Annotated in this window: 12 protein-coding genes and 1 pseudogene; 10 read left to right on the plus strand and 3 right to left on the minus strand. The window is 73.7% G+C overall.

The annotated features are described in order from the left end of the window. The 10 genes and pseudogenes from ACYVOF_RS10680 to ACYVOF_RS10725 form a co-directional block, all read left to right on the plus strand. A pseudogene (locus ACYVOF_RS10680) lies at positions 1 to 858 on the plus strand (NADH-quinone oxidoreductase subunit G); the annotation flags it as partial. Then, positions 855 to 2,231, plus strand: coding sequence for an NADH-quinone oxidoreductase subunit NuoH (gene nuoH, locus ACYVOF_RS10685; RefSeq protein WP_460866317.1), 1,377 nt, complete (start codon positions 855 to 857; stop codon positions 2,229 to 2,231). The pseudogene ACYVOF_RS10680 and the gene nuoH, both read left to right, overlap by 4 nt. Beyond that, positions 2,228 to 2,791 carry an NADH-quinone oxidoreductase subunit NuoI gene (gene nuoI, locus ACYVOF_RS10690; RefSeq protein WP_460866454.1) on the plus strand — a complete coding sequence of 188 codons (564 nt, stop codon included), beginning with the start codon at positions 2,228 to 2,230 and terminating at the stop codon, positions 2,789 to 2,791. Before nuoH ends, nuoI begins: the two co-directional genes overlap by 4 nt. Positions 2,792 to 2,819: 28 nt before the next feature. Beyond that, positions 2,820 to 3,680, plus strand: a complete 861-nt coding sequence (locus tag ACYVOF_RS10695) for an NADH-quinone oxidoreductase subunit J (protein WP_460866319.1) — start codon at positions 2,820 to 2,822, stop codon at positions 3,678 to 3,680. Continuing rightward, positions 3,677 to 3,976 carry an NADH-quinone oxidoreductase subunit NuoK gene (gene nuoK / locus ACYVOF_RS10700; RefSeq protein WP_460866321.1) on the plus strand — a complete coding sequence of 100 codons (300 nt, stop codon included), beginning with the start codon at positions 3,677 to 3,679 and terminating at the stop codon, positions 3,974 to 3,976. The genes ACYVOF_RS10695 and nuoK overlap by 4 nt, the downstream gene beginning before the upstream one ends. A 70-nt stretch (positions 3,977 to 4,046) precedes the next feature. Further along, positions 4,047 to 5,990 carry an NADH-quinone oxidoreductase subunit L gene (nuoL, locus tag ACYVOF_RS10705; RefSeq protein ID WP_460866455.1) on the plus strand — a complete coding sequence of 648 codons (1,944 nt, stop codon included), beginning with the start codon at positions 4,047 to 4,049 and terminating at the stop codon, positions 5,988 to 5,990. Next, positions 5,987 to 7,717 carry an NADH-quinone oxidoreductase subunit M gene (locus tag ACYVOF_RS10710; protein ID WP_460866323.1) on the plus strand — a complete coding sequence of 577 codons (1,731 nt, stop codon included), beginning with the start codon at positions 5,987 to 5,989 and terminating at the stop codon, positions 7,715 to 7,717. Before nuoL ends, ACYVOF_RS10710 begins: the two co-directional genes overlap by 4 nt. Continuing rightward, positions 7,714 to 9,276 carry an NADH-quinone oxidoreductase subunit NuoN gene (gene nuoN, locus ACYVOF_RS10715; RefSeq protein WP_460866324.1) on the plus strand — a complete coding sequence of 521 codons (1,563 nt, stop codon included), beginning with the start codon at positions 7,714 to 7,716 and terminating at the stop codon, positions 9,274 to 9,276. The genes ACYVOF_RS10710 and nuoN overlap by 4 nt, the downstream gene beginning before the upstream one ends. Before the next feature lie 133 nt (positions 9,277 to 9,409). Beyond that, a complete protein-coding gene (locus tag ACYVOF_RS10720; protein WP_460866457.1) occupies positions 9,410 to 10,396 on the plus strand; it encodes a polyprenyl synthetase family protein in 987 nt (328 codons plus the stop codon). Between the two features lie 29 nt (positions 10,397 to 10,425). Next, entirely contained in the window at positions 10,426 to 11,232 is an 807-nt protein-coding gene (locus ACYVOF_RS10725; protein ID WP_460866459.1) for a metallophosphoesterase family protein, read from the plus strand. Between the two features lie 84 nt (positions 11,233 to 11,316). Here the strand turns inward: ACYVOF_RS10725 and rarD are convergent, their stop codons facing one another. From rarD to ACYVOF_RS10740, 3 genes are all read right to left on the minus strand, one after another. Further along, on the minus strand, positions 11,317 to 12,201 hold the full coding sequence (gene rarD, locus ACYVOF_RS10730; protein WP_460866462.1) for an EamA family transporter RarD: 885 nt from the start codon (positions 12,199 to 12,201) through the stop codon (positions 11,317 to 11,319). 117 nt (positions 12,202 to 12,318) lie between these two features. After that, positions 12,319 to 13,404, minus strand: a complete 1,086-nt coding sequence (locus ACYVOF_RS10735; protein ID WP_460866326.1) for a 2-oxoacid:ferredoxin oxidoreductase subunit beta — start codon at positions 13,402 to 13,404, stop codon at positions 12,319 to 12,321. After that, positions 13,401 to 15,431, minus strand: a complete 2,031-nt coding sequence (locus tag ACYVOF_RS10740; protein ID WP_460866328.1) for a 2-oxoacid:acceptor oxidoreductase subunit alpha — start codon at positions 15,429 to 15,431, stop codon at positions 13,401 to 13,403. The genes ACYVOF_RS10735 and ACYVOF_RS10740 overlap by 4 nt, the downstream gene beginning before the upstream one ends. Positions 15,432 to 15,530 lie beyond the last annotated feature (99 nt).

Here is a 15,530-nt window from a genome sequence, read left to right on the forward strand (position 1 = left end):
CTGCTGCCCGGCGGCCGGCCCGTCACCGACGCCGCCGCCCGCGGCCGGCTCGAGCAGGCCTGGGGCCTGCAGGCGGGGTCGCTGCCCACCGCGCCCGGCCGCGACACCGCCGGGATGCTCGCCGCGGCCGCCGCGGGCGGGCTCGACGCGCTCGTCGTCGGCGGCCTCGAGCCCGCCGACCTGCCGGACCCCGACCTCGCCCGCCGGGCGCTGGGGGCCGCGTTCGTGGTCAGCCTCGAGCTGCGCCGCAGCGAGGTGACCGACGCCGCGGACGTGGTGCTGCCCGTCGCCCCCGTCACCGAGAAGGCCGGGTCCTACCTGGACTGGGAGGGCCGGGTGCGGACCTTCGGCACCACCGTCGACGGCACCACCGCGGTGCCCGACTGCCGGGTGCTCGACACCCTCGCCGTGGAGATGGACGTGGACCTGTTCACCCAGACCCCGGCCGCCGCCGCCGGCGAGCTGCTCCGGGTCGCCGGTGCGCCCCCCGCCCCGGGGGACGCCGTGGTCCGGGCCGCGACCCCCACCGCCACTGCCGCGACCCCCGGTGCGGGCCAGGTGGTCCTGGCCAGCTGGCGCCGCCTGCTCGACCACGGGGCGCTGCAGTCCGGCGAGGAGGCCCTGGCCGGCACGCGGCGACCGCTGGTCGCGCTGATGGGCGCGGCCACCGCGGCCCGGCTCGGCGCCGTCGAGGGGGCCGACGTGGCCCTGGCCGACGAGCACGGCTCTCTCCGGCTGCCGGTCGCGATCGGCGACGTGGTCGACGACGTGGTCTGGGTGCCCGCGGGGCTGCCCGGTGCGCCGGGGCACGGCGCCGTGGTCAGCGTGGCGCTCGAGGCAGCAGGAGGACGGGCATGACCACCGACACGGCCGTGCTGGCCGACGACCCGATCTGGCTGGTGCTGGGCAAGGTCGTCGGGGTGTTCGTCGTGCTCCTCGTGCTGACGCTGCTCATGATCTGGTTCGAGCGCCGCGTCATCGGCCGGATGCAGAACCGGCTGGGCCCCAACCGCGCCGGCCCGTTCGGCCTGCTGCAGTCCCTCGCCGACGGGCTCAAGCTCGCCTTCAAGGAGGACATCCGGCCGGTCATGGCCGACAAGTGGGTGTACTTCCTTGCTCCGGTCATCTCGACGATCCCCGCGTTCGTGGCCTTCTCGGTGATCCCGCTCGGCCCGCAGGTGTCGGTCTTCGGCGAGCAGACGCTGCTGCAGGTCACCGACCTGCCCGTCGGCGTCCTCGTCGTGCTCGCCGCCTCGTCGGTCGGCGTCTACGGGATCATCCTGGCCGGCTGGTCGTCCGGGTCGCCCTACCCGCTGCTCGGCGCGCTGCGCTCGGCCGCGCAGGTCATCTCCTACGAGCTCGCGATGGGCCTGTCCATCGTGGCCGTCGTGCTCTACACCGGCTCGCTGTCCACCGCGGCCATCGTCGACGCGCAGCAGTCGCGCTGGTTCGTCATCGTGCTGCTGGGCAGCTTCCTGGTCTACGTGGTGTCGATGGTCGGGGAGACCAACCGGGCGCCGTTCGACCTCGCGGAGGCCGAGAGCGAGCTGGTCGGCGGGTTCCACACCGAGTACTCGTCGCTGAAGTTCGCGCTGTTCTTCCTCTCCGAGTACATCAACATGGTCACCGTCTCGGCGCTGGCCACCACCATGTTCCTGGGCGGCTGGCGGGCCCCGTTCCCGATCTCGACCATCGGCGGCGGCTACTTCAACACCGGCTGGTGGCCGCTGCTGTGGTTCTTCGTCAAGACGGCGCTGTTCCTGTTCTTCTTCGTCTGGCTCCGCGGGGCGCTGCCGCGGTTCCGCTACGACCAGTTCATGAGCCTGGGCTGGAAGGTGCTCGTGCCCTTCAGCCTGGTGTGGATCGTGGCCGTCGCCGGGGTGCGGGCCGTGCAGCGCAGCAACGGGATCTCGGTGCCCGTGGTCCTCGGGACCCTCGCCGTCGTCCTCGTCGTGCTGCTGGCCGTGGCGTTCCTGGTGCCGGACCGGACCCCGCCGGGGGAGGACGAGGACGAGATCGTGCTCGCGGGCAGCTTCCCCGTGCCGCCGCTGGACCTCGTCGTCCCGCCGCGGCCCGTCCGGGCCCCGGCGCGGGAGCGCGTGGCCGCGGCCGGGCCGACCCCGGCGCTGGCCGGGCGCCGCACCGGCCGGCGGGCCGGCACCGGGACGGGCGACCCGACCGGCAGCGACCCGACAGAACCTGACACCACCACCCCGGGAGGGGACAGCTGATGGGCCTGCTCGACCCGGCCGGGGGCTTCGGCCTCACCTTCGCGACCATGTTCCGCAAGACGTCGACCGAGCAGTACCCGGAGGAGGTCAAGCAGACCTCGGCCCGGTTCCACGGCCGCCACCAGCTCAACCGCCACCCCGACGGGCTCGAGAAGTGCGTCGGCTGCGAGCTGTGCGCGTGGGCGTGCCCCGCCGACGCCATCTTCGTCGAGGGCGGGGACAACACCGAGGAGGCGCGGTACTCCCCGGGGGAGCGGTACGGCAAGGACTACCAGATCAACTACCTGCGCTGCATCGGCTGCGGGCTGTGCGTGGAGGCCTGCCCGACCCGCTCGCTGACCATGACCCAGGTCTACGAGGTGGCCGACGACGACCGGCAGTCGCTCATCTTCACCAAGGAGGACCTGCTCGCCCCGCTGCTCGAGGGCATGGAGCAGCCGCCGCACCCCATGCGCCTCGGCGAGCACGAGGAGGACTACTACGTGCGCGGCCCCGAGCTGGCGCGTGCCCCCCGCGACGGGGAGCCGACGGTGCGCGGCCCGGGGACGGGTGTGGCATGAGCGAGCGCAGCGACGTGGGGGTCGTGGCATGAGCACCCTCGCGCAGGCGGTGGTGGACACCGGCGGGCCGGTCGGGACCGCGGAGGCCGTGACGTTCTGGGTGCTGGGCCCGGTCGCGCTGGCCGCGGCCGTGGCGATGGTGCTGGCGCGCAACGCCGTCCACTCGGCGCTGTTCCTGGTGCTGACCATGCTCAGCCTCGGCGTGCTCTACATGGTCCAGCAGGCGCCCTTCCTGGGCTTCGTGCAGATCATCGTCTACACCGGCGCGATCATGATGCTGTTCCTGTTCGTGCTCATGCTCGTCGGCCGGGAGTCCTCGGACTCCGTGGTCGAGGTGCTGCGCGGGCAGCGGCTCGCGGCCGCCGTGGCCGGGCTCGGCTTCGCCGGGCTGGCCGCCGCCGCGCTGGGCCGGGCGCTGACCGACGTGCCCGCGGCCGGGCTGCAGGCCGTCAACACCACCGGCGGGGGCAACGTCGCCCAGATCGGCCGGCTGCTGTTCACCCAGTACCTGTTCGCCTTCGAGCTCACCTCGGCGCTGCTCATCGTGGCCGCGCTCGGGGCGATGGTGCTGGCGTTCGTCGGCCGCGCCGGCGTGGTGCAGCCGACCCAGCGCGAGCGGGTCGCCGCCCGGCTGCGCGGTGAGCGGATCTCCCCGCTGCCCGGTCCCGGCGTCTTCGCCACCGCCAACTCGGTGGCCACCCCTGCCCTGCTGCCCGACGGCTCCGTCGCCCCCGAGTCGCTGTCCGACCTCGTCGAGTCGGTGGCCCGCGAGCGCCTCGAGCACGACGTGGTCGCCATCCGCGGCTCCGGGGCCGTCTCGGCCCGCTCGCTCACCGGCGGGCACGGGGCCCGGGTGGAGACCGACGGGGTCGGGGAGGAGCAGCGGTGACCCCCACCTACTACCTGCTGCTCTCGGCGCTGCTGTTCAGCGTCGGCGCCGTCGGGGTGCTGGTGCGCCGCAACGCCATCGTGGTGTTCATGTGCGTCGAGCTCATGCTCAACGCGGTCAACCTCACGCTCGTCACCTTCGCCCGGGTCAACGGCGACCTGCAGGGCCAGGTCATGGCGTTCTTCGTCATGGTCGTCGCCGCGGCCGAGGTCGTCGTGGGCCTCGCCATCATCATGGCGATCTTCCGCACCCGCCGCTCGGCCTCGGTCGACGACGCCAACCTGCTGAAGTACTGACGGAGGACCACCCGTGACACCGCCCGCGCTGCTCGCTGCCGCGACCACCGAGCCCGCCGCCGCCACCGGCCTGCAGTCCGCGGCCTGGCTGCTGGTCGCGCTGCCCGCCCTGGGCGCGGCCGTCCTGCTGCTCGGGGGCCGGCGCACCGACCGGTGGGGCCCGTTCCTCGGGATCGCCACCGTGGCCGTGTCCCTCGTGCTCGGCCTGGTGCTCACCGCGGGCGCCGTGGGCGGCGGGTCCGAGCTCGTCGACGTCCCGCTGTGGTCGTGGATCTCGGTGGGCGACTTCACCGTCGACCTCGGCATCCGGCTCGACCCGCTGTCGCTGACCTTCGTGCTGCTCATCACCGGGGTCGGCCTGCTCATCCACGTGTACTCGCTGGGCTACATGAGCCACGCCGACGAGACCGGCCGGGCGCACCCCACGGCCGACCGCCGCAAGTTCTTCGCCTACCTCAACCTGTTCGTCGCCGCGATGCTCGTGCTGGTGCTGGGCGACTCGTTCGTCAGCCTCTACCTGGGCTGGGAGGGCGTGGGGCTGGCCTCGTACCTGCTCATCGGGTTCTGGCAGTCCCGGCCCGCGGCGGCGACGGCGGCCAAGAAGGCGTTCCTCATGAACCGGGTGGGCGACGTCGGCCTGCTGCTCGCCATCTTCCTGATGTGGCGCGAGCTCGGGACCGTCAGCTACGCCGGGGTGTTCGACGGCATCGGCGCCCTGGCCGACCGCAGCCCGGCCACCGTCACGGCCGTCGCCCTGCTGCTGCTGCTCGGCGCCGCGGGCAAGTCCGGGCAGTTCCCGCTGCAGGCCTGGCTGCCCGACGCCATGGAGGGCCCCACCCCGGTCTCCGCGCTGATCCACGCCGCGACCATGGTCACCGCCGGGGTGTACCTGATCGTCCGGGCGCACGCGATCTTCGACGCCACCACCACCGGCCGCCTCGTGGTCACCCTCGTCGGCGCGGTGACGCTGCTCATCGGCTGCGTGGTCGGCTGCGCCTACGACGACATCAAGAAGGTGCTGGCCTACTCCACGGTCAGCCAGATCGGCTACATGGTGCTGGCCGCCGGGCTCGGCCCCGCCGGGTACGCGCTCGCGATCGCCCACCTGCTCGCCCACGGCTTCTTCAAGGCCGGGCTGTTCCTCGGGGCCGGCTCGGTGATGCACGCCATGGACGACGACACCGACATGCGCCGCTTCGGCGGGCTGTGGCGGGTCATGCCCATCACCTTCGCCACCTTCGGCCTGGGCTACCTCGCCATCATCGGGTTCCCCTTCCTGTCCGGGTACTTCACCAAGGACGCGATCATCGAGGCCGCCTTCGCCGAGGGCGGCTGGGAGGGCTGGGTGCTCGGCGGGGCCGCGCTGCTCGGCGCCGGGCTGACCGCCTTCTACATGACCCGGCTGGTGCTCATGACCTTCTTCGGCCCGTCGCGGTGGGAGGAGCTGCGCTCGACCGCGGGCCACGCCTACCACCCGCACGAGTCGCCGGTGTCGATGACCGGGCCGATGGTGCTGCTCTCGCTCGGCTCGGTGCTGGCCGGCTTCCTGCTCACCCAGGGCGAGCGGCTCGCGGGGTGGCTGGAGCCCTCGGTCGGCGAGCTGGTGGAGAACCACGCCGCCTCGCCGCTGCCCGCCGGGGTCATCGTCGCGCTCACCCTGGGGCTCTCCGCGCTGGGCGTCGCGGTCGCGTGGCTCGTCGTGGGTCGCCGCCGGGTGCCCGTGGAGCGCCCGGCGCGGGTGTCGCGACTGGTGGCCGCGGCGCGGGCGGACCTCTACGCCAACCGGGTCAACGAGGCGCTCGTCGCCACCCCGGGCACCTGGCTCACCCGGGCCCTGGTGTTCGTCGACAACCGCGGGGTCGACGGGGTGGTCACCGGCAGCGCCGCGCTGCTCGGCGGCACGTCCTCGCGCACCCGCCGGGTGCAGAACGGGTTCGTGCGCAGCTACGCGCTGGGGATGCTGGGAGGAACCGTGGTCGTGGTGGCCGCTCTGCTCGCGGTGGGGGCGGTATGAGCTCGTCCGCGCTGCTCGTCGCGCTCGTCGTCTGGCCGCTGGTCGGCGCCCTGGCCGTCGGCCTGCTGGCCCGCACCGGGGACCGCGTGCTCGCCGGCGCCGGGGTGCCGGTCGGTGCCGGGGTGGGGTCCGGCGCGGGGGTGGGGGCCGGTGCGGGGGCCGACGGACCAGCGCGCGAGCCCGGCCCGGGGGGCCGCGACCGCACCGCCAAGCTCGTCGCGCTCGGCGTCTCCGTCGTCGAGCTGGTCCTCGCCGCGCTGACCTGGGCGGCGTACTCGACGGCCGACGCGGCCGCCGGCGCGCGGCTGCAGCTGGAGAGCTCGGCCAGCTGGATCCCGGCCCTGGGGGTGCACTTCTCGCTCGGCGTCGACGGCATCGCCCTGGTCATGGTCGCGCTCATCGCCGTGCTCGTCCCGATCGTGCTCGGCTCCTCCTGGCGCCCCGGCACCACCGAGGGCGAGCTGCCCGGCGCGGGCGGCGGGTTCGCCGCACTGGTGCTGGCCATGGAGGGCCTCATGGTGGCGGTCTTCCTGGCCACCGACGTGTTCCTGTTCTACGTCGCGTTCGAGGCCATGCTCATCCCGATGTACTTCCTCATCGGCCGCTTCGGCGGCGGGCGCAGGCAGTTCGCGGCGATGAAGTTCTTCCTCTACTCGCTGCTCGGCGGGTTCGTCATGCTCGCCTCCGTCATCGGCCTCTACGCCGCCTCGGTGCGCGCCACCGGCACCGGCACCTTCGACTGGCGCGAGCTGGTGGCCCTGGCCCCGCAGTTCTCCACCACCACCCAGACGTGGCTGTTCCTGGGGTTCTTCGTCGCCTTCGCGATCAAGGCCCCGCTGGTGCCGCTGCACACCTGGCTGCCCGACGCCGGTGCCGAGGCCCCGGTCGGGGCCGGGGTGCTGCTGGTCGGGGTGCTGGACAAGGTCGGCATCTACGGCTTCCTGCGCTACTGCCTGCCGCTGTTCCCCGAGGCGTCCCGCACCCTCGCCCCCGTGGTGCTGGTGCTGGCCGTGCTCGGCGTGCTCTACGGGGCGCTGGTGGCCACCGGGCAGTCGGACATGAAGCGCTTCGTGGCCTACACCTCGATCGCCCACTTCGGCTTCATCGCGGTCGGGGTCTTCGCCTTCACCACCCAGTCCGCCACCGGCGCGGTGCTCTACATGGTCAACCACGGCATCTCCACCGGCCTGCTGCTGCTGGTCGTCGGCATGGTGGTGCGCCGCGGCGGGTCCCGCCACATCCGCGACTACTCCGGACTGGCCCGGTCCGCGCCGCTGCTCGCCGGGGCGTTCCTGCTCGCCGGCCTGAGCTCGCTGGCCCTGCCCGGCACCAACTCCTTCGTCTCGGAGTTCCTGGTCCTGCTCGGGTCGTTCCCGACCCAGCCGGTGTTCTCGGTGCTCGCCACCGTCGGGATCGTGCTCGCCGCCCTCTACGTGCTGTGGGTGTACCAGCGGGTCATGCAGGGCCCGGAGGGCGGTGCCGGGGTGGAGACCGCCCGCACCCACGGCCGCCTCGTCGACCTCTCCGGGCTGGAGAAGGTCGTCCTCGCCCCGCTGCTCGCCCTCGTCGTGGTGCTCGGCTTCTACCCGGGCCCGGTGCTCGACGTCATCACCCCGTCGGTCGAGGCCACCCTCACCGAGCTCGGCGTGCCCGGCGAGGTCGTCGCGCCCGCCCCGGGCACGGCCGGGCCCGCCGCCGCCACCGTCGTCCCGGAGGGCCCCCGATGAGCGCCAGCACCGTCCTCGCGCAGACCGACCCCATCACCGCGCCGTCGGTCGCCTACGGGGCGCTGGCCCCGGTGCTGGTCGTGCTCGGGGCCGCCCTGCTCGGCGTCGCGGTCGAGGCCTTCCTGCCCCGCACCTCCCGCTGGGCCGCGCAGGTGGGCCTCACCTTCGCCGGCCTCGTCGTCGCCGGCGCCGCCCTGGCGCTGCACGCGACGTCGCCGGACCGGGTCGACGTGTCCACCGTCAGCGGGGCCGTCGCGGTCGACCGGCCCACCCTGTTCCTGTGGGCGACGCTGCTGGTGCTGGCCGCGGGGTCGGTGCTGCTCATCGCCGACCGCAGCGTCGAGCCCGGCGGCGCGTTCGTCTCCGAGGTCCCGCCCGGCACGGTCGTCGACCGCGCGCAGGCCGGGGCGAGCTCCACCCACACCGAGGTCTTCCCGCTGACCCTGTTCTCGCTCGCCGGGATGATGGTGTTCGTCGCCGCGGACGACCTGCTGGTCATGTTCGTCGCCCTCGAGGTGCTCTCGCTGCCGCTCTACCTGCTCTGCGGCCTGGCCCGGCGGCGGCGGCTGCTCTCCCAGGAGGCGGCGGTGAAGTACTTCCTGCTCGGGGCGTTCGCCTCCGCGTTCTTCCTCTACGGCCTCGCGCTGCTCTACGGCTACGCGGGCTCGGTACAGCTCTCCGCCATCGCACGGGCCACCGGCGGCACCGACCGCTCCGACACCCTGGTCTACGCCGGGCTGGGCCTGCTCGTGGTGGGGCTGCTGTTCAAGGCCTCCATCGGCCCCTTCCACGCCTGGACGCCCGACGTCTACCAGGGCGCGCCGACCCCGGTCACCGCGTTCATGGCCGCCTGCACCAAGGTCGCCGCGTTCGGCGCGATCCTGCGGGTGCTCTCGGTCGCCGTGCCCGGCCTCGTGCTCGAGTGGCGGCCGGTGCTCTTCGCGGTGGCCGTCGCCTCCATGGTCATCGGCACGGTGCTGGGCCTCACCCAGAACGACGTCAAGCGGATGATCGCCTACTCCTCCATCGCCCACGCCGGGTTCATCCTCGTCGGGACGATCGCGCTCACCCCCGACGGCGTCGCGGGCACGCTGTTCTACCTGCTCGCCTACGGGGCGACCGTCATCGCCGCCGTGGGCATCATCAGCCTGGTCCGCGACGGCCGCGGCGAGGCCACCCACCTCTCCCAGTGGAGCGGCCTGGCCAAGCGCTCGCCGCTGGTGGCCGGGGTGTTCGCCGTCCTCATGCTCTCCCTCGCCGGCATCCCGCTGACCAGCGGCTTCATCGGCAAGTTCAGCGCCTTCTCCGCCGCCTACCGCGACGGCCTCGCCCCGCTCGTCGTGGTGGCCCTGGTGGTCAGCGCGGTGGCCGCGTTCTTCTACCTGCGCGTCATCGTCGTCATGTTCTTCTCCGACCCGGCCGCCGACGGCCCCACCGTCACCGTGCCCGGGGTGTTCACCACGGTCGCGATCAGCCTCGGCACGCTGGTCACGGTCCTGCTGGGCGTGCTGCCGAACCCGGTGCTCGACCTCGCGACGGTCGGCGGGTTCGGCGGGTGAGCGCCCCCGCCGGGGTGGCGGGGTGGTGAGCGGGGCCGGGGGGCCGTCGGGGAGACTGCACGGCGTGAGCAACCCCGAGCCGGCAGCGTCGCCCGCCACGGCCCCGTCCCCGCACCTCGCCGCCGGCGTCGACATGGGCGACGCCGAGCTCGCCCGCTCGGTGAACGCCTCGCTCGAGGCGGTCGAAGACCTGCTGCACCGCGAGCTCGGCGCCGACGACGAGGTCATGGGGGAGACGGCGCTGCACCTCGTCGACGCGGGCGGCAAGCGGTTCCGGCCGCTGTTCACCCTGCTCGCCGCCCAGCTGGGCCCGAACCCCGGGGACGAGCGGGTGGTCACCGCCGCCGCCGTGGTCGAGCTCATCCACCTGGCCACGCTCTACCACGACGACGTGATGGACGAGGCGACCATGCGCCGCGGCGCCGTGAGCGCCAACGCCCGCTGGGACAACAGCATCGCCATCCTCACCGGGGACTACCTGTTCGCCCACGCCTCCCGGCTGGTCTCCGAGCTGGGTCCCGAGGCGGTGCGGATCATCGCCGAGACCTTCGCCGAGCTCGTCACCGGCCAGATGCGCGAGACCAAGGGCCCCCGCCCCGGCGAGGACCGGGTGGAGCACTACCTGCGGGTGGTGGCGGAGAAGACGGGCTCGCTCATCGCCACCTCCGGCCGCTACGGGGGCATGTTCTCCGACGCCGACGCCGAGCAGGTCGAGCGGCTGCAGCGCCTCGGCGACGCGGTGGGCACGGCGTTCCAGATCTCCGACGACATCATCGACATCTCCTCGGCGTCGACCGAGTCCGGCAAGACCCCGGGCACCGACCTGCGCGAGGGGGTCCACACGCTGCCGGTGCTGCTGGCGCTGCGCGGGTCGGCCGACGGGCAGGACAGCCCGGACACCGCGCGGCTGCGCGTGCTCCTCGACGGCCCCGTCACCGACGACGCCGCGGTGGCCGAGGCGCTGGAGCTGCTGCGCCGCTCGCCGGGGATGGCGCAGGCGCGGGAGATCCTCGCGGGCCACGCCGACGCCGCCCGCGCCGAGCTGGCCGCGCTGCCCGCCGTCCCCGCCCGCGACGCGGTGGCCCGGCTGGTCGACTTCACCGTCGCCCGCACGTCCTGACCGCCGCCGCGCCCCCGCCGGCCCCCACCCTGTGGGCGGTCGCCGACCTGCACGTCAGCCACGCGGAGAACCGGCCGCTGCTCGACCGGATGGTCTCCCGCACCGACGACGACTGGCTGGTGGTCGCCGGGGACGTCGCCGAGACGGTCGACGACATCGCGCTGGTGCTGCACACCCTGGCCGACCGGTTCGCCACCGTGGTGTGGGTGCCCGGCAACCACGAGCTGTGGACCACCCGTGCCGACCGGACCTCGCTGCGCGGGCAGGCCCGCTACGAGATGCTGGTGCGGCTGTGCCGCCGGCTCGGGGTGCTGACCCCGGAGGACCCGTTCCCGGTGTGGCGGGGCGCCGACGGCCCGGTGACGGTGGCGCCGCTGTTCACCCTCTACGACTACTCGTGGCTGGCCCCGGGCACCGCCGACGCCGCGGCGTCGCTGGCCTACGCCCACGGCACCGGGGTGGTGTGCACCGACGAGGCGCTGCTGCACCCCGACCCGCACCCCGACCGCGCGGCGTGGTGCCGGGAGCGGGTGGCCGTGTCGGAGGCCCGGCTGGCCGCGGTGTCCGGGCCGACGCTGCTGGTCTCGCACTGGCCGCTGGTGCGGGAGCCCACCCAGCGGCTGCGCCACCCCGAGTTCGCCCAGTGGTGCGGCACCGAGGCCACCCGCGGCTGGCCGAGGCGGTTCGGGGCGGTCGCCTGCGTGCACGGGCACCTCCACATCCCGCGCGACACCGTGGTCGACGGCATCACCCACCACGAGGTGTCCATCGGCTACCCGCGGGAGTGGCAGCGCTTCGGCCTGCGCCCCGACCTGCTCCGCCCCGTCCTGCACTAGGACTACGGCTGTCCCACCCGCATCGAGCCCGCGCGATGCCGGCCCTGGGGCCCCGGAGCAGCATCGAGCCCGCGCGATGCAGGCCTAGGTGACGGCGCCGGCCTCCGCGACGAGCGGGTCGGGGGCGCGGCGGCGCGCGTGGCGCACGGTCTCCGCGGTGAACACGACCAGGGCCGTCCAGATCAGCGCGAAGCCGAACCAGCGCGAGGCGGGCATGTCCTCGTGGCGCACGAGGATGCCGAACAGGAACTGCATCACCGGGGTGAGGTACTGCAGGATGCCGATCATCACCAGCGGCACCCGCTGCGCGGACCCGGCGAACAGCAGCAGGGGGACCGCGGTGACCAGGCCGGTGACGACGAGCAGCGCCACGTGGCCCGGGCCCTCGCTGACGAACGTCGCCGCGCCCGTCAGCTGCAGGTACACCAGGAACGCCACCGCGAACGGGGCCGCGACGAGCCCCTCGGCCGTGAGGCTGGTGCGCGGGTCGAGCGGGATCGTCTTCTTGATCAGCCCGTAGGTGCCGAACGAGCAGGCCAGCACCAGCGCGACCACCGGGGGGCGGCCGTAGTCGACGGTCAGCGCCACCACCGCGACGGCCGCGATCGCCACCGCCACCCACTGCCCGCGGCGCAGCCGCTCGCGCAGCACCACCACGCCGAGCAGCACGCTGACCAACGGGTTGATGAAGTAGCCGAGCGAGGCCTCGACGACGCGGCCGGTGTTCACGGCCAGGATGTAGGTGCCCCAGTTGACCGAGATCAGCGCCGAGGCGGCCGCGACCAGCAACCAGCTGCGCCGGGGCAGGCCGCGCAGCCGGCCGAGCCGACCGGTGACGGCGAGCAGGCCGAGCATGAGCACGAGGGTCCACACCACGCGGTGGGCGAGGATCTCCGTCGGGCCCGCGGGCTCGAGCAGCGGGAAGAACGCCGGGAACACGCCCCACAGCAGGTAGGCCCCGGCGCCCATGGACACGCCGACGGCGAGGGGCGACGACGGGCCCCGCGTGCTGCTCACCTCGCGCACGCTAGACCCGGGTCGCCGCCCCCGGTCGTTCGCCCCCCTCACGACAGAGGGGGTCGGTGGTCAGCCGACGGTCCAGGTGTCCTGGCCGGCGAGCAGGCCCTGCAGCGCGTCGTGCCCGCCGGGCTTGGCCTGCTTGGCCGCCGTGACCTGGGCCCGGGTCTCGTCGTCGTAGGTGGGCCGGGCGACCTTGCGGAAGACCCCGATCACCGTGTGGTTCAGGTCCTGGTCGCTGAGCCGGGAGAGGGCGTAGGCGTACTCCGGGTCGTCCGTCGTCGCGTCGTGCACGACCACGTCCGCCGGGTCGACGTCGGCGGTCTCGGCGACCCGCAGCCCGAAGCCCTCGCGGACCACGCAGTGCTCGCCCTCGGGCCCGAACACCACCGGCTCGCCGTGGGTCAGCGGGATGATCCGGTGCGGGGCCTCGTCGCCCTTGCGGAGCACGTCGAAGCTGCCGTCGTTGAAGATGGGGCAGTCCTGGAAGATCTCGACGAACGCGGTGCCCCGGTGCTCGGCGGCCTGGCGCAGCACCTCAGTCAGGCCCTTGCGGTCGGAGTCCAGCGCCCGGCCGACGAACGTGGCCTCGGCCCCGAGCGCCAGCGACAGCGGGTTGAACGGCGTGTCCACCGAGCCCATGGGGGTGGACTTGGTGACCTTGCCGACCTCCGAGGTGGGGGAGTACTGACCCTTGGTCAGTCCGTAGATCCGGTTGTTGAACAGCAGGATCTTGAGGTTGACGTTGCGCCGCAGCGAGTGGATCAGGTGGTTGCCGCCGATGGACAGCGCGTCCCCGTCGCCGGTGACGACCCACACCGACAGGTCGGGCCGGGAGACGCTGAGCCCGGTCGCGATGGCCGGGGCGCGGCCGTGGATGGAGTGCATCCCGTAGGTCTCGAGGTAGTACGGGAACCGGCTGGAGCAGCCGATACCGGAGACGAACACGATGTTCTCGCGCTTGAGGCCCAGCTCGGGCAGGAAGCCCCGGATGGCCGCGAGGATCGCGTAGTCACCGCACCCGGGGCACCAGCGCACCTCCGAGGACGACGTGAAGTCGCGGGCCTTCTGCGGGGTGTCGGTGGTGGGGATCCCCGCGAGCGCGGTCAGGCCCAGGTCCTGGCCGGCGAGCGAGGGGTCGGCAGTGGCGGTCACGCCGGTACCTCCGTGCTGGTGGTGGGGCTGGTGGTCGGGCGGGCGCCGGGCACGAGCGAGGCGGCCGCCCGGGCGTCGGTGGTCTTGCGGGCCTCGTCGTCGGCCAGGGTGCCCGCGGCGGCGGAGAGCAGCACGTCCTGCAGCTCCTCGGCCAGGAACGCCAGGCCCTCGACCTTGGTCACGGCCTGCACGTCCACCAGGTAGCGGGCGCGCAGCAGCATCGACAGCTGGCCGAGGTTCATCTCCGGGCACACGACCGTGTCGTAGCGGGCGAGCACCTCACCGAGGTTGGCCGGCATCGGGTTCAGGTGGGTCAGGTGGGCCTGGGCGACGGGGGTGCCCAGCGCGCGCACCCGGCGGCACGCCGCCCCGATGGGCCCGTAGGAGGAGCCCCAGCCGATGACGAGGACCGACGCGTCCCCCGTCGGGTCGTCGACCTCGACGTCGGGCACCGTGATGCCGTCGATCTTGGCCCGGCGCAGCCGCACCATCAGGCTGTGGTTGGCGGGGTCGTAGGAGATGCCGCCCGCCCCGTTGGACTTCTCCAGCCCGCCGATGCGGTGCTCGAGACCGGCCGTGCCGGGGACGGCCCACGGGCGGGCCAGCGTCTCGGGGTCGCGGTCGTAGGGGGCGAAGGCGCCGGCGTCGGTGTCGCCCTCGGTGGGGGCCGCGGCGAACGCGGGGTCGATCCGCGGCAGCTCGGCGACGTCGGGCACGCTCCAGGGCTCGGAGCCGTTGGCGATGGCGCCGTCGGAGAGCAGCAGCACCGGGGTGCGGTAGGTGACCGCGATCCGGGCCGCCTCCAGGGCGGCCTCGAAGCAGTGCGACGGGGACCGCGGCGCCACCACGGGGACGGGGGACTCGCCGTTGCGGCCGTGCAGCGCCTGCAGCAGGTCGGCCTGCTCGGTCTTCGTCGGCAGCCCCGTCGACGGTCCCCCGCGCTGCACGTCGATGACCAGCAGCGGCAGCTCGGTCATCACCGCGAGCCCGATGGTCTCCGACTTCAGCGCCAGGCCGGGCCCGGAGGTGGTGGTGACCCCGAGCGCGCCGCCGAAGGAGGCGCCGAGCGCGGCACCGACGCCGGCGATCTCGTCCTCGGCCTGGAACGTCGTCACACCGTGGTTCTTGTGCTTGCTCAGCTCGTGGAGGATGTCGCTGGCCGGGGTGATCGGGTAGCTGCCGAGGAACAGCGGCATGTCCGAGAGCACGCCCGCCGCCACCAGGCCGTAGCTCAGCGCGGTGTTCCCGGTGACCTGCCGGTAGGTGCCTGCGGGCAGCGACGCGGCCGCCACCTCGTAGGTGGTGGCGAAGGCCTCGGTGGTCTCGCCGTAGTTCCACCCCGCCTTGTAGGCCAGCACGTTCGCCTCGGCCACGGCGGCGTTGCGCGCGAACTTCTCCCGCAGGAAGCGCTCCGTGCCCTCGACGGGACGGTGGTACATCCACGACAGCAGGCCGAGCGCGAACATGTTCTTCGCCCGCTCGGCGTCCTTCTTGCTCAGCCCGGTCGACTCGACGGCGCCGCGGGTGAGCGTGGCCATGGCCACCGCGTGCACCACGAAGTCGGCCAGCTCGTCGGTCTCCAGGGGGTTCGCGTCGTAGCCGGCGGTGGTGAGGTTGCGCTTGCTGAACTCGTCGGTGTTGACGATGAGGGTGCCGCCGCGGGGCAGGTCGGCGAGGTTGGCCTTGAGTGCGGCCGGGTTCATCGCGACGAGGACGTCGGGGCGGTCGCCGGCGGTGAGGATGTCGTAGTCGGCGAAGTGGATCTGGAACGACGACACCCCGGCCAGCGTGCCGCGGGGCGCGCGGATCTCGGCGGGGAAGTTGGGCTGGGTGGCCAGGTCGTTGCCGAAGGCGGCGGCCTCGGAGGTGAAGCGGTCACCGGCCAGCTGCATGCCGTCGCCGGAGTCACCGGCGAAGCGGATCACCACCCGGTTGATCGACCGGGTCTCGCGCTCACGGCGGGCGGGCTCGGCGCCGGCCGAGGACTCCGCGGGCAGGCCGGTCTCGGACGTGGTCTCGCTGCTCATGCTCGGGTCGGGCCCCTTCCGGGCCTCCTGGCGGTCACGCCCCGGGGTGCGGGGCGGCGGGAGGCGCAACGTCCGAGTGTACGGCGGGGCGCCGGACCG

It is taken from the genome of Rhodococcus aerolatus (assembly GCF_054783215.1).

What these genes read in the sequence shown, in the direction of transcription:
- nuoH (WP_460866317.1), top strand. Translation starts at nt 855, where the DNA reads ATGACCACCGACACGGCCGTGCTGGCCGACGACCCGATCTGGCTGGTG.
- ACYVOF_RS10695 (WP_460866319.1), top strand. Translation starts at nt 2,820, where the DNA reads ATGAGCACCCTCGCGCAGGCGGTGGTGGACACCGGCGGGCCGGTCGGG.
- ACYVOF_RS10710 (WP_460866323.1), top strand. Translation starts at nt 5,987, where the DNA reads ATGAGCTCGTCCGCGCTGCTCGTCGCGCTCGTCGTCTGGCCGCTGGTC.
- nuoN (WP_460866324.1), top strand. Translation starts at nt 7,714, where the DNA reads ATGAGCGCCAGCACCGTCCTCGCGCAGACCGACCCCATCACCGCGCCG.
- ACYVOF_RS10720 (WP_460866457.1), top strand. Translation starts at nt 9,410, where the DNA reads ATGGGCGACGCCGAGCTCGCCCGCTCGGTGAACGCCTCGCTCGAGGCG.
- rarD (WP_460866462.1), bottom strand. Translation starts at nt 12,201, where the DNA reads ATGGGCGCCGGGGCCTACCTGCTGTGGGGCGTGTTCCCGGCGTTCTTC.
- ACYVOF_RS10740 (WP_460866328.1), bottom strand. Translation starts at nt 15,431, where the DNA reads ATGAGCAGCGAGACCACGTCCGAGACCGGCCTGCCCGCGGAGTCCTCG.